The sequence below is a fragment of the Ruegeria sp. YTSA135 genome (assembly GCF_059610165.1).
This window is the reverse complement of sequence record NZ_JBXWNC010000028.1, coordinates 15626-29562: the sequence shown is the minus strand read 5'-3', so window position 1 is coordinate 29562 and position 13937 is coordinate 15626. Positions and strand designations below refer to the sequence as shown.

Sequence of the window (13937 nt, the reverse complement as noted above, 5' to 3'; positions counted from 1 at the left end):
TCACGCCTCCATAAGTTCAGAAGCTTAAAACAGCCCGGCGCGCCAAATAAAACCAAATCAACGGGTCCAGAGCTTAACCTTGATGGCCCGGAAAGGGCGCATGTGATGGGGAAGCCCTACAAACGATACACAAGGGACGCTGGGCGTCACGTCCAGCTTCTTGAATGGCCGCAAGCTTCTGAAGCCTGAGCAGCCTTATCACCGGGGCCGAGGGCACTCTAGATCAAACTGAAGCGACGGCAACAACGGCGATATCATCCTAGGCTGTCGCGATGCATCAACGGCACTGAATGTCCACCACAACACGGTTGGCACTTGGTTTCGAGAACTTGAGGAACGCAGGTTCATTAACATGACCCAAGCCCCCTATCTTGGCCCGTCAGGTATCGCCAAAGCGTCGGTCTGGCGCTGGGCGAAGTGCCGACCCGCGACGGAAAGTCCGCCGAAAAGCGGTTCATGTCTTGGCGACAAAAACAGACGCCCCGCACAAAAAACAGGACACCGCGTCAAAATGGCTGTGACGGTGCAGCGGTGGTTGAGCCTGTTTGATTTGAAACCGTCCTGAATAATGTGGGGGATCGGATCGTCGAGCTTCAAGTCTTCCTTCAACAGACCTGCCGCTTCCGCAAGACGCATACCAGTGTCAGATACCAATGCGACCAGCCATCGGAGATCATCGTCGAGTTTACGACACTCGGATTGCAGGTTGCGGATGGCATCAACTGTGAGGGGTTCCCTGTCTTCAACGCCTGCTGTTCGGTCATAGTAGACCCGGCCAAAGGGGTTGGTAATATCCATGCCGATCTCGCTGGCCGCAAAGTTGATCACCGAACGAACCGTCCCGAAAACGCGGGTAATGCTACAACCTGCGAGACCGCGCTCAATCAGATTGTCGCGGAAGGTATTGGCGTCGGCTTTTGTGTAAGCCGTGATGTCTCTATCGCCGCAGACATCGATAACGTAGTCACAGGAACGCTCCGCTGCCCGGTGAAATGTGATGGGAAGATCCCTGCCCTTCAGCCGAAGGTAGATGGCTACACCTTCTGACAGCTTCACTGCTTCTGACTTGGAAGTGGAACCAAAGATGGCCTCAGGTGCGTTGTTGGCGTTCTGCGCCAGCCGTAGCAGGTGCTTCCCTGGTAGATCGCTGTTCCTGATCCTTAGGTGATACCAATACTCGTCGAGTTTTTGAGACTCTCTCAGGGCGCGGGAAGAGGCCACAGCAGCCGACCTTGTGCGCAATGAGTATGAAATTTTCCGAGACGTGTAGTAGTGCTGCAAATCTTTCGGGACACGTCTGACGAAGTAGTAGACGCCGTCTTTCACAAATGCATGGGGTGCAGTTTTGTTCTCCGCCATGTACTACGGTCGCTCCATCTTGCGATAAAGCTGAGGCAAAACAATTGCTTGAGCGGATGAATGGTGCCCAGGAGAGGACTCGAACCTCCACGTCCATACGGACACTAGCACCTGAAGCTAGCGCGTCTACCAATTCCGCCACCTGGGCAGGTGTCGTGGAGGGGCGTTTAAGCCTACTGGCGAGGGGCGTCAACCGGATTCGGGAAGTTTTTTAAGTTTTTTGTCACACAACCACGTTGGTTCACAGCCTGTCGACTTTTCGCATGTTCGCGGCGTTATTGCGCCTTGTTTGCGAGGGCTTTGAGCGCTAATTCAGGTCAAAACCAGTCAATAGGAGCCCTCGCATGTCCAAACTGGTCACGATTTATGGCGGATCGGGATTTGTCGGTCGGTATATCGCTCGGCGTATGGCAAACGAAGGATGGCGCGTGCGGGTTGCCGTGCGGCGCCCGAATGAGGCGATGTTTGTCAAGCCGTACGGCGTCGTGGGGCAGGTCGAACCCGTGCTGTGCAATATCCGCGACGATGCGTCTGTTGCAGCCGTGATGCATGGCGCCGATGCCGTGGTAAACTGCGTGGGTGTTCTGAACGAACTGGGGAAGAACGCGTTCGATGCGGTGCAGGCTGACGGCGCGGCGCGCATAGCACGCATTGCCGCTGACCAAGGTGTTGAGCGCATGGTGCACATCTCGGCGATTGGTGCGGATGCCGGATCGAACAGCACATATGCCCGCAGCAAGGCGGACGGTGAGGCCGGTGTGCTGGCGCATATGCCAAACGCGGTGATTCTGCGTCCGTCGATTATTTTTGGAACAGAAGACCAGTTCTTTAACCGTTTTGCCGGAATGGCGCGTATGGGGCCGCTGTTGCCCTTGGTCGGGGCCGAGACCAAGTTTCAACCAGTCTATGTGGATGACGTAGCCAAAGCCGCCGTAAAAGGCGTTTTGGGAAATGCTGGGGGCGGCGTCTATGAGCTGGGCGGACCCGAGGTGAAAACTTTCCGCGCATTGATGCAGCAGATGCTGGACGTGATCAATCGCCGACGTGTGATCATCGGTATACCCTTCTGGACGGCTTGGATCATGGCGAACGTGCTCGATTTCTTGAAATTCGTCACGTTCCAGTTGTTCTCCAATCCCATCTTGACCCGTGATCAATTAAAAAACCTGCGGCGGGACAATGTGGTGGCCGATGGTGTCAAAAGCTTTGCGGATCTGGGCATTGCCCCTGCGACGCTGGAGTCTGTATTGCCGGACTATCTGTGGAAGTTCCGCCCCTCGGGCCAGTATGATGAGATTCAGAAGTCGGCTGACAACCTGCGATCCTAATCAGCTATACGCGATCACTAAAAGGATCGCGCCCAGAATCACGCGGTAGATGACGTAGGGTGTAAAGCTGACGCTTCGCAACAGTCGCATCATCAGGCTCAGGGCCAAAAGAGCCGAAACAAATGCGAAGAGGGCGGCGATTGCGCCATCTTTGGCCAGTTGCGTGTCTGCTTCGTGGATGACGTCCGCGGAAAGCAACACGCCCGAGGCCGCAATTGCGGGGATTGACATCAGCATTGCAAGCCGCGCCCCGTCTTCCCGCTTGTAACCAAGGTGACGTGCGCCGGTAATTGTGATCCCTGAACGCGAAGTGCCGGGGATCAACGCCAGCACTTGCCACAGCCCCATGATCATCGCATCCCGCAAACCCCAGTCGCTGGTCTTTTTGGTTTGCGGGCCTTTCTGGTCCATCCAATACAGCAAAAGCCCGAAGCCCAACATTGTCCATCCGATGACTGCCATTGAACGAAGGGACTGGCTGAAACCGGTTTTAAACAGGATGGCCCCAACGATAACGGTGGGAATGGTTGCTATGATCAAACTCATCGCCAAGCGCGCCTGCGGGGTATCAATTCGTCCTGTCAGAGCGCGCGGCAGACCCGCGATGAGCTGTTTTACATCGGACCAAAAATAAAGAACCACTGCACCCAGCGTACCAACATGCACCGCGACATCGATTGCAAGCCCTTGGTCATCCAAGCCGGTCAGGTTGGGTAAGAGGATCAGGTGACCCGATGATGAGACGGGCAAAAATTCAGTGATACCCTGAATAATCGCCGCAAGAATCAACTGAAATAAACTCATTTAACCTGCCGTGTTGCCGTCACGTAATAGTTGCGAGCAATGGGTATAAGTGTGGTGTGAAAAAGGAAAGCATGTAAATAGGTCCGAATCGGATATAAAAAACATACTCTTCTTTAAAATTTTTGCCGCCGCCCCGTATTTTTTTTAAAATAGGTAAGTAGAATTGACTTTTAATATCTGAACGCATCCCGTAAACAGGCGCGACCAAGCCAATTCATGGAGTCCGACCCGTGGCCAAGCAAGCGATGCTGAAATTTGTGCAGATCGATCGTGTCATGCCCGAAAAGCGTGCCGCCGATGACCGCAAAGACGACTTTGACGAAATCTATGCCGAATACGCTTCGGCCAAGGCGGAAGAACAGGCCAGCCGCTGCAGTCAGTGCGGTGTTCCGTATTGCCAGTCGCACTGTCCTTTGCACAACAACATTCCGGACTGGCTGCGCCTGACCGCAACGGGACGGTTGCAAGAGGCCTATCAGACCAGCCAGGCCACGAATACCTTCCCGGAAATTTGCGGCCGCATCTGCCCACAGGACCGTCTGTGCGAAGGCAATTGCGTGATTGAGCAATCGGGCCATGGCACGGTTACCATTGGCTCAATCGAGAAATACATAACTGATACAGCATGGGATAAGGGCTGGGTCATGCCTGTTTCCCCGCCATCCGAGCGCAGCGAGAGTGTTGGGATCATTGGTGGCGGCCCCGGTGGTCTGGCGGCTGCGGATATGCTGCGCCGTGCCGGGATTCAAGTCACGGTCTATGATCGCTATGATCGCGCTGGCGGTCTGCTGATGTATGGCATACCGGGATTTAAACTGGAAAAGGATATCGTGCAGCGCCGCAATGATCTTCTGGCTGACGGTGGGGTCGAATTTGTTCTGAATTGCGACGTGGATGCAGCCAAGTTCGACGAAATCCGTGACAAGCATGACGCCGTGATCATTGCCACAGGCGTATACAAGTCTCGCGATCTTTCCATGCCGGGCAGCGGTCTGAATGGTATTGAAAAGGCTATCGATTTCTTGACCGCCTCGAACCGCAAGAGCTTTGGCGACGTGGTTGAGGATTTCGACAACGGACGTCTGAATGCCAAGGGCAAAAAGGTTGTCGTGATCGGCGGTGGGGATACCGCGATGGACTGTGTACGCACATCCATTCGTCAGGGTGCAACCTCGGTCAAGTGTCTCTATCGCCGTGACCGCGCCAACATGCCCGGTTCCCAGCGCGAGACACAGAACGCTGAGGAAGAAGGCGTCATTTTTGAATGGCTCAGCGCGCCCAAAGGATTCGCCGGCGATGACAACGTCACCGGTGTGATGGTGCAGAAAATGCGGCTGGGTCAGCCCGATGCCTCGGGTCGTCAGGCGCCTGAAGTTATCGAAGGCGCGGATTATGTCGAAGACGCCGATCTGGTGATCAAGGCGCTGGGCTTCGAGCCCGAGGATCTGCCCACCCTATTCGGACAGCCAGACCTGCCTGTAACACGATGGGGAACCGTCAAGGCCGCCTTCCAGACCGGTGCGACCGAGATGGATGGCGTCTACGCGATCGGTGACATCGTGCGTGGTGCGTCTTTGGTCGTTTGGGCGATCCGGGACGGACGCGACTGCGCCAATGCGATCATCGACACGTTCAACAGCAAGGCCGCAATTGCGGCCGAGTAACAGTCACGCCCAGCGGCAGGAGGAACGCAGTGTCCGAATTGCAAGGCCAATGTATGTGCGGTGCGGTCACCGTCACTGCGACCCCGGCGCGTGATGCGCTGGGCGCCTGCCATTGTGACCAGTGCCGCCGCTGGACCAGTTCGATGCTGATCACGTTCCCGGCCGAGCATGGCTATGCCGCTCTGGGCCCGGTCAAGACCTTTACCTCGTCCGACTGGGCAGAACGTGCATTCTGCTCCGAGTGCGGGTCGGCGTTATGGTACCGGATCACGCTGCCGGGTGAGATGTATGGACACACACAAATGGCAGCGGGCCTTTTCGAAAACATCGGCCAGCCGCTGAAACTTGAACTTTATATCGACAAGAAACCCAAGGGTTACACGTTCGCCGGAGAACGCCAGCAAATGACCAAGGCCGAGGTTGAAGCCATGTATGCCCCCTCGGAAGAAGGAGACAGCCAATGACCAAATATGATGCCAATTGGGTGCAGGCCGAAGAAGCCAAGCGCAAATGGATGGCGGAAAACGGTCTCTATTCCGAGCAGGAAGAGCATTCATCCTGTGGCGTCGGGCTTGTTGTTTCGATCGACGGCAAGCCATCGCGCAAGGTTGTGGACGCCGGGATCAACGCGCTCAAGGCGATCTGGCACCGTGGTGCGGTGGATGCCGATGGCAAAACAGGCGACGGCGCGGGTATCCACGTTCAGATCCCGGTTCCCTTCTTTTACGACCAGATACGCCGCACAGGGCATGAACCAAACATGGGTGAGCTGATTGCGGTCGGTCAGGTGTTCTTGCCCCGCACCGATTTTGGTGCGCAGGAACGGTGCCGAACGATTGTGGAAACCGAAGTTCTGCGTATGGGTTATTACATCTATGGCTGGCGTCATGTGCCGGTTGATGTGACCTGTCTTGGCGAAAAGGCCAACGCAACCCGGCCCGAGATTGAGCAGATTCTGATCTCGAATTCCAAAGGAGTGGATGAAGAGACGTTTGAGCGTGAGCTTTACGTCATCCGCCGTCGCATTGAAAAAGCAGCCATCGCTTCGGGCATTTCGGGTCTGTATCTTGCATCGCTGTCCTGCCGTTCGATTATCTACAAGGGCATGATGCTGGCCGAGCAGGTGGCGGTCTTCTACCCCGATCTCATGGATGAGCGGTTTGAATCGAACTTTGCGATCTATCACCAGCGCTATTCGACCAACACGTTCCCTCAATGGTGGCTAGCGCAACCGTTCCGCATGTTGGCCCATAACGGTGAGATCAACACGCTGAAGGGCAACATCAACTGGATGAAAAGCCACGAAATCCGCATGGCTTCGGCAACCTTTGGCGATTATGCCGAGGACATCAAGCCGATCATCGCCGGTGGGTCATCGGATTCGGCCGCATTAGACTCGGTTTTTGAGGTTCTTGTCCGTGCTGGCCGTTCGGCTCCGATGGCGAAAACCATGTTGGTGCCAGAAAGCTGGTCCAAGCAGGCGGTGGAACTCCCGCAGGCCTGGCGCGATATGTATTCCTACTGCAACTCGGTGATGGAGCCTTGGGATGGCCCCGCCGCGCTGGCGATGACCGACGGGCGCTGGGTTTGTGCCGGACTGGACCGCAATGGCCTGCGCCCGATGCGCTACGTCGTGACCGGCGATGGTCTGGTCATCGCGGGTTCGGAAGCAGGCATGGTGCCGATTGATGAGGCCAGCGTGACCGAAAAAGGCGCGTTGGGACCGGGTCAAATGCTTGCGGTCGATATGAAAAAGGGCAAGCTGTACCGCGACAAGCAGATCAAGGACAAACTGTCGCGCGCGCTGCCATTTGGCGAATGGGTCAGCAAGATCAACGATCTGGACGAGTCGCTGGCCGGTGTGACCGAAGCTCCGATTTTCTCAGGCGAAGACCTGCGCAAGCGTCAGATCGCGGCTGGCTATTCGGTTGAGGAGCTAGAGCAGATTCTTGCTCCGATGGCCGAGGATGGAAAAGAGTCCATTGCCTCGATGGGCGACGATACGCCTTCCGCCGTCCTGTCCAAGCAATACCGCCCTCTGAGCCATTTCTTCCGCCAGAACTTTAGCCAGGTTACCAATCCGCCAATCGATTCACTGCGTGAATACCGGGTGATGTCGCTAAAAACGCGGTTCGGTAATCTCAAGAACGTGCTTGACGAGGACAGCAGCCAGACCGAGATCATCGTGCTGGAAAGCCCCTTCGTCGGCAACGCGCAGTGGGACAATCTGGTCGAGAATTTCAACGCTCCGCTGGCTGAGATCGATTGTAGTTTTGAACCTGGACGGGGTGCGCTTAGCGCTGCATTGACTCGTGTTAGAGCCGAAGCAGAAGAAGCCGTGCGCTCGGGCGCAGGGCATCTGGTGCTGTCTGACATGAACTCGGGGCCGGGACGTGTCGCGATGCCGATGATCCTGGCGACCAGTGCAGTGCATTCGCATCTGACCCGTCAGGGGCTGCGGACCTTCTGCTCGTTGAATGTTCGCGCGGCAGAATGCGTGGACCCGCACTACTTCGCCGTACTGATCGGCTGCGGAGCGACCGTTGTAAACGCCTATCTGGCCGAGGATTCTCTGGCAGACCGCATTGATCGCGGTTTGCTGGATGGCACGCTGACGGAAAACGTCGCGCGCTACCGTGAAGCCATCGACCAAGGCCTGCTGAAAATCATGGCCAAGATGGGGATTTCGGTGATTTCCTCGTATCGTGGCGGCCTGAACTTTGAGGCCGTCGGTCTGAGCCGTGCCATGGTTGCCGAGTATTTCCCGGGCATGACCAGTCGGATATCCGGGATCGGCGTCACCGGTATTCAGACCAAGGTCGAAGAAATCCACGCCAAAGGCTGGGAGAGCGGTCTGGACGTGCTGCCCATCGGGGGCTTTTACAAAGCCCGGACATCGGGTGAGACCCACGCGTGGGAAGCAACGTCGATGCATATGATGCAAATGGCCTGCAACCGCGCATCTTATGAGTTGTGGAAGCAATACTCGGCCAAAATGCAGGCGAACCCACCGATCCACCTACGTGATCTGATGGATTTCAAACCGCTGGGCAAGCCCGTGCCGATTGAAGAGGTCGAGTCGATCACCTCGATTCGCAAACGATTTGTCACACCTGGCATGTCGCTGGGCGCGCTGTCGCCCGAGGCGCACAAGACGCTGAACGTGGCGATGAACCGGATTGGTGCCAAATCCGACAGCGGTGAGGGCGGCGAAGACCCCGCGCATTTCGTGCCGGAGCCAAATGGTGACAACCCGTCGGCCAAGATCAAACAGGTGGCCTCGGGCCGGTTTGGCGTGACCGCAGAATATCTGAACCAGTGTGAAGAGCTAGAGATCAAGGTAGCTCAGGGTGCAAAACCCGGTGAGGGTGGCCAGCTGCCCGGTATGAAGGTTACGGACCTGATCGCGCGCCTGCGTCACTCGACCAAGGGTGTAACCCTGATCTCGCCGCCGCCGCACCACGACATCTACTCGATCGAGGATCTGGCGCAGCTGATCTATGACTTGAAACAAATCAACCCACGCTGCAAGGTGACGGTCAAGCTGGTGGCGTCGTCCGGCGTTGGCACGATTGCCGCGGGTGTCGCCAAGGCAAAAGCGGATATTATCCTTATTTCGGGTCACAATGGCGGCACAGGTGCGTCGCCCGCGACCTCGATCAAATACGCTGGTCTCCCGTGGGAGATGGGCCTGACCGAAGCGCATCAGGTTCTGGCGATGAACAACCTGAGGGATCGCGTCACGCTGCGAACCGATGGCGGTCTGCGTACCGGGCGCGATATTGTCATGGCTGCGATGATGGGGGCCGAAGAATACGGCATCGGCACCGCCGCTCTGATCGCGATGGGCTGCATCATGGTCCGTCAGTGTCAGTCGAACACCTGTCCGGTTGGTGTTTGTACGCAGGATGATTCCCTGCGCGCCAAATTCACCGGCAACGCGGACAAAGTGGTCAATCTGATCACCTTCTACGCGCAGGAAGTGCGCGAACTGTTGGCCAGCCTTGGCGCGCGTTCCATGGACGAAGTGATCGGGCGCGCGGATTTGTTGGCACAGGTCAGCCGTGGCTCGGCGCATCTGGACGATCTGGATCTCAACCCGCTTTTGATCACCGTCGATGGCGCGCAAGACATCGTTTACAACAGGGATAAAGGCCGCAACGCGGTGCCGGATACGCTGGATGCTGAGATCGTCCGCGATGCCGCGCGGTTCCTGAAAGACGGCGAAAAGATGCAGCTGTCTTACGCGGTGCAGAACACGCATCGGACCGTGGGCACCCGAGTCTCAAGCCATATCGTTCAGAACTTCGGTATGCGAAATACCTTCCAGCCCGACCACTTGCACGTAAAGCTGCAAGGCTCGGCCGGTCAGTCTCTGGGGGCATTTGCTGCGCCGGGTCTGAAGCTTGAGGTATCGGGCGATGCCAACGATTATGTCGGCAAGGGCTTGTCGGGCGGCACCATCGTGGTGCGACCGCCGCAGGTCAGCCCGTTGAAGGCGGATCAAAACACCATCATCGGCAACACGGTTCTGTATGGCGCCACCGATGGACACCTGTTTGCAGCCGGACGCGCCGGAGAGCGTTTTGCGGTTCGGAACTCGGGCGCAAAAGTCGTGATCGAGGGTTGCGGCTCGAACGGGTGTGAATACATGACGGGCGGTGTCGCAGTGATCCTGGGCGATATCGGTGCCAATTTTGGTGCGGGCATGACCGGTGGCATGGCCTATCTCTACGACCCGGAAGGCAAGGCGGAAAAGCTGATGAACAAGGAAACGCTGGTGACCTGCCCGGTGACGGTTGACCATTGGGAAAACCAGTTGAAATCGCTGGTTCAGGCGCATCAGACCGAAACCTTCAGCCGCAAAGCCGCCGATATCCTGCAGCATTGGGATGTTGAAAAGGCGAACTTCCTTCAGGTCTGCCCGAAAGAGATGCTAAACAAGCTAAGCTATCCTTTGACCTACGAAGCCACTGCGGTGCCAGCAGAATAAGCCGGTCAGTCTTCGCTGCTGACAAACCCGCGTGTCGTAGAAAGCACGCGGGTTTTCTATTTTTGTCAAACTTATATGCACTTATTGATTTATCAACAGGCGCTCGTACAAAAGACCAAGTTCCTTCACAATTTGCTGCCAAGCTGCTGTGCAATGTGACGAAGAGGCAAGAGCGAACCTATGCCGACGACCTATACAGATCAGTTTTTTGACATGGATCCAGCGAACCCGCCGGCAGCCGGTACAACGCTGACTGTGCAGAGCTACACGCTGGTCGATCAAAATGACGATGATGATATTGACCGGTTCAACAACGACACGGTGAATGGTCAGGATGTTACCCGCTCGTGGCCCGGCGATACGGTGACGATCAACGTCTCGGGCGTGGGGAATGTCACTTATACCGGCACGACTTTTTATCTTGCCGACGGTACACGGGTTTTTACACCAACCGATGGTCAGGTTCTGCAATCCGGAACATTTATATCGTCTTCATTCGTTACGTCGCAGGGGCCGTTGGATGTTGGCGATCTTGGCCCTCCCTGTTTCACGCCCGGTACACTGATCGAAACGCCAAACGGATTGCGCCGGGTTGAAGAGTTAAAGCTTGGCGATCCGGTGTTAACTGCGGATAACGGCGCGCAGCCCTTGTTGTGGGTAGGTCGCACCACCGTTAAGGCCGAAGGCAAGCTGGCCCCAGTCCGGTTTGAAGGCGGCGTGCTGGGTCTGGATCATCCTCTTATCGTGTCACCGCAGCACAGGATGCTGATCGAAGACTGGCGCGCCCCGTATCTGTTTGGCTACTCAGAGGTGCTGATCGCAGCGCATTGCCTAATTAACGGAGACACCGTAACCCGCGTCGAATGCGATGAGGTCACGTATATCCACCTGCTGTTCGCACGGCACGAGATACTTATCGCCAACGGGGCAAAAAGCGAAAGCTACTATCCCGGACATGCGGTGAACACGGCGGATCGGGATACGCAGGCCGAACTGCTTTCTCTGTTCCCGGAATTACGCACTCGCAACCCGGTTCTGCCGGAAACCGCCCGCCCGGTCATCCGCCCGTGCGAAGCGCGCGCCGTGGCGATTTAAGCCGTTTTCAAGCCTTGCGCCGCGTCGTATAGCAAGAGGATGGCAAAAAAGGCAGTACGCAAGTCGGGCAGCAAGAAACGCAAGGCGTCCAAAACACAAAAACAAACATCCGCGCGGGTCCGTCTTTGGGCGACCCGCATTGTGTTGGGTGTGATTGTTTTTGTTGTTGGGTTGGTGGCGCTTTATTCTGTGGTGAACCCACCATTGACCCTTACCATCTGGTCCGAATGGCGCCGGTTGGGCAAGGTCGAACGGAATTGGGTGTCGATCGAAGACATCTCCCCGGTCATGGCGCGTGCCGTTGTTGCGGCCGAGGATGCAAATTTTTGCCTGCATTGGGGTTTTGACGTTGAGGCGATCCGTGATGCGCTGGAAGATGGGGGGTCTCGTGGCGCATCGACCATTTCTCAGCAAGTGGTCAAGAACGTATTCCTGTGGCAAGGGCGCAGCTGGGTTCGCAAAGCTCTGGAAACCTCGCTTACGCCGGTGGTTGAGATTTTCTGGAGCAAGCAGCGCATCCTTGAAGTTTATCTGAACGTGGCTGAAACCGGAGAAGGCGTGTTCGGTGTTGAGGCAGCAGCCCAACGGAATTTCAAGGTATCTGCCGCCCAGCTTAGCCCTGTGCAAGCGGCGCGGATTGCCGCCATCCTGCCTTCGCCGCGTAACCGATCCGTCACGGACCCTTCGGTTCGCACGCGCCGGCGGGCCGCGGCAATTCTGGATGGAGCGGCCACCATCCGCGCAGATGGTCGCTCAAACTGTTTCGAGGATTGAAATTTATCGCCCCTCAAGGCTAAAGCTGAGGGGTCTACACTGGTTCGATTGGAAGCCCATGGCGCGTCTGTTTCATGTTCCCCTGTCCCCTTTTTGCCGGAAAGTCCGCCTGTCCCTTGCGGAAAAAAAGATCGAGGTTGAACTGGTCGAAGAGAAATACTGGGAAAGAGACCCGGATTTTCTGCGCAGAAACCCTGCGGGAAAAGTGCCGGTCTTGCGTCTGGATGGGAAGATTTTGGCAGAAAGCACCGCCATCTGTGAATATATCGAGGAAACCCGCCCGGAACCCCCGTTGATGCCAAAAAACCCTGACGCTCGGTATGAGGTTCGGCGCCTGGTGGGGTGGTTCGACGATAAATTCCACCATGAGGTCACATCGAAACTGCTGTACGAGCGGGTCAACAAGAAGGTAACCGGCGAAGGCTATCCAGATAGCAAGAACGTCAAGGAAGGCGCTCGCGCAATCAAGTACCATCTGGATTACATGGCATGGTTGCTGGATCATCGCCGCTGGTTGGCAGGGGACACCATGACTTTGGCGGATTTCGCAGCGGCGGCGCATTTTTCAGCGCTGGATTATATCTCGGATGTGGATTGGAACCGATCGCAGGCGGTTAAGGACTGGTACGCAAAGATTAAGTCACGACCTGCATTCCGATCGATTCTGGCGGATCAAGTTCCGGGATTCCGGCCTCCGTCCCATTACGCCGACCTGGATTTCTGATAACTGCATCCGGGGGCCGTTGGCCTGATTTTGGTGTGAATCGCCCACAAGAAGATTGGGCTTTCACCGTTCACCGCCCAAGGATTATTTTAACCAGATGACGAACGGATCGGGCCTAAAGGAAAAGCTGGTGGCGCAGGCGCTGACCGAAGGGTTCGTGTCATGCCGCGTGTGTCGTCCTTGGGACGTTCCCGAAGTTCCTGCTCGCCTTGAGGCGTTTCTGGAGGCTGAGTATCACGGGCAGATGGGCTGGATGGCTGAGCGGACCCATTGGCGTGGCGATCCCGCGGCATTGTGGCCGGATGCACGGTCGGTGATCATGCTGGCCGAAAGCTATACACCTGAACATGATCCGACAGAGGTTCTGAACCACCCGGACAAAGCCGCGATTTCCGTTTATGCGCAGAACAAGGATTATCATGATCTGGTCAAGAAGCGGCTGAAACGTCTGGCGCGTTGGCTGATCTCTGAGGCTGGCGGAGAGGTGAAGGTCTTTGTTGATACCGCGCCGGTTCCAGAAAAGGCGCTGGGCCATGCTGCGGGGCTTGGCTGGCAGGGGAAACACACTAATCTTGTCAGTCGAGACTGGGGCAATTGGGCTTTTATAGGATCAGTTTTTACCACTCTGGACCTGCCAGCTGACATGGCAGAGGTGGATCATTGCGGATCATGCCGGTCCTGTCTGGATGCCTGCCCGACAGATGCTTTTCCAACCCCGTATCGCTTGGATGCACGACGGTGTATTTCCTATCTGACCATCGAACACAAAGGCCCGGTGGATGAAGAGTTGCGGTCGAAACTCGGCAATCGGATTTATGGCTGCGATGACTGCTTGGCCGCGTGCCCGTGGAACAAATTTGCGGTGGCAGCCAGCGATATCCGCTATGCAGCCCGTGATGATTTGAAGGCACCATCGTTGGCAGAGATGGCCGCGCTGGACGACACTGCATTCCGCGCAAAGTTTTCCGGCTCACCCATCAAGCGGATCGGGCGTGATCGGTTTGTGCGCAACGTGCTCTACGCAATCGGCAATTCTGATATGGCCGAACTGTTGCCGGTGGCCCAGGAATTGACTAACGATCCGGACCCTGCCGTGGCAGATGCGGCGCGCTGGGCGGTCAAACAACTGTTGTAGCTGACGCAAACAGGCTGGACGTGTCGGTCCAAACCGTTACACCCATCGACAGCGAACAGGA

10 protein-coding genes and 1 tRNA gene are annotated in these 13937 nt (G+C 56.5%); 8 read left to right on the top strand and 3 right to left on the bottom strand.

The window, feature by feature from the left end; all coding sequences use genetic code 11:
• Window positions 1-366: 366 nt before the first annotated feature.
• Both AC2FIT_RS21730 and AC2FIT_RS21725 read right to left on the bottom strand, forming a co-directional pair.
• Complete coding sequence (locus AC2FIT_RS21730) at window positions 367-1359, bottom strand: DUF6538 domain-containing protein (RefSeq protein ID WP_496832405.1); 993 nt, start codon at window positions 1357-1359, stop codon at window positions 367-369.
• 61 nt (window positions 1360-1420) lie between these two features.
• Window positions 1421-1507, bottom strand: a tRNA-Leu gene (locus tag AC2FIT_RS21725).
• Between the two features lie 196 nt (window positions 1508-1703).
• Here AC2FIT_RS21725 and AC2FIT_RS21720 point away from each other — a divergent pair.
• Window positions 1704-2687, top strand: a complete 984-nt coding sequence (locus AC2FIT_RS21720) for a complex I NDUFA9 subunit family protein (protein ID WP_496832403.1) — start codon at window positions 1704-1706, stop codon at window positions 2685-2687.
• On the opposite strand, the gene AC2FIT_RS21715 is transcribed toward AC2FIT_RS21720, so the two are convergent.
• Window positions 2688-3491, bottom strand: a complete 804-nt coding sequence (locus tag AC2FIT_RS21715; RefSeq protein ID WP_496832401.1) for an undecaprenyl-diphosphate phosphatase — start codon at window positions 3489-3491, stop codon at window positions 2688-2690.
• A gap of 230 nt (window positions 3492-3721) precedes the next feature.
• Between AC2FIT_RS21715 and AC2FIT_RS21710 the strand changes: the two genes are divergently transcribed.
• The 7 genes from AC2FIT_RS21710 to queG all read left to right on the top strand — a co-directional run bounded on the left by AC2FIT_RS21710 (window position 3722) and on the right by queG (window position 13876).
• A complete protein-coding gene (locus AC2FIT_RS21710) occupies window positions 3722-5155 on the top strand; it encodes an NAD(P)-dependent oxidoreductase (RefSeq protein ID WP_496832399.1) in 1434 nt (477 codons plus the stop codon).
• Between the two features lie 29 nt (window positions 5156-5184).
• Window positions 5185-5619: a GFA family protein gene (locus AC2FIT_RS21705; RefSeq protein WP_496832397.1), complete on the top strand. Its 435-nt coding sequence runs from the start codon at window positions 5185-5187 to the stop codon at window positions 5617-5619.
• A complete protein-coding gene (gltB, locus tag AC2FIT_RS21700; RefSeq protein WP_496832396.1) occupies window positions 5616-10148 on the top strand; it encodes a glutamate synthase large subunit in 4533 nt (1510 codons plus the stop codon). Before AC2FIT_RS21705 ends, gltB begins: the two co-directional genes overlap by 4 nt.
• A gap of 180 nt (window positions 10149-10328) precedes the next feature.
• Window positions 10329-11243: a Hint domain-containing protein gene (locus tag AC2FIT_RS21695; protein WP_496832394.1), complete on the top strand. Its 915-nt coding sequence runs from the start codon at window positions 10329-10331 to the stop codon at window positions 11241-11243.
• 39 nt (window positions 11244-11282) lie between these two features.
• Window positions 11283-12017, top strand: a complete 735-nt coding sequence (gene mtgA, locus AC2FIT_RS21690; protein ID WP_496832392.1) for a monofunctional biosynthetic peptidoglycan transglycosylase — start codon at window positions 11283-11285, stop codon at window positions 12015-12017.
• A gap of 58 nt (window positions 12018-12075) precedes the next feature.
• A complete protein-coding gene (gene fzlA, locus AC2FIT_RS21685; protein ID WP_496832390.1) occupies window positions 12076-12741 on the top strand; it encodes an FtsZ-binding protein FzlA in 666 nt (221 codons plus the stop codon).
• A 97-nt stretch (window positions 12742-12838) separates the two neighbouring features.
• Window positions 12839-13876, top strand: a complete 1038-nt coding sequence (gene queG, locus AC2FIT_RS21680; protein ID WP_496832388.1) for a tRNA epoxyqueuosine(34) reductase QueG — start codon at window positions 12839-12841, stop codon at window positions 13874-13876.
• The last annotated feature ends 61 nt before the right edge of the window (window positions 13877-13937 follow it).

Bases quoted from the DNA above. Each gene is read 5' to 3' on its own strand.
- AC2FIT_RS21730 (WP_496832405.1), bottom strand. From the start codon at position 1,359: ATGGCGGAGAACAAAACTGCACCCCATGCATTTGTGAAAGACGGCGTC.
- AC2FIT_RS21720 (WP_496832403.1), top strand. From the start codon at position 1,704: ATGTCCAAACTGGTCACGATTTATGGCGGATCGGGATTTGTCGGTCGG.
- AC2FIT_RS21715 (WP_496832401.1), bottom strand. From the start codon at position 3,491: ATGAGTTTATTTCAGTTGATTCTTGCGGCGATTATTCAGGGTATCACT.
- gltB (WP_496832396.1), top strand. From the start codon at position 5,616: ATGACCAAATATGATGCCAATTGGGTGCAGGCCGAAGAAGCCAAGCGC.
- AC2FIT_RS21695 (WP_496832394.1), top strand. From the start codon at position 10,329: ATGCCGACGACCTATACAGATCAGTTTTTTGACATGGATCCAGCGAAC.
- mtgA (WP_496832392.1), top strand. From the start codon at position 11,283: ATGGCAAAAAAGGCAGTACGCAAGTCGGGCAGCAAGAAACGCAAGGCG.
- fzlA (WP_496832390.1), top strand. From the start codon at position 12,076: ATGGCGCGTCTGTTTCATGTTCCCCTGTCCCCTTTTTGCCGGAAAGTC.
- queG (WP_496832388.1), top strand. From the start codon at position 12,839: ATGACGAACGGATCGGGCCTAAAGGAAAAGCTGGTGGCGCAGGCGCTG.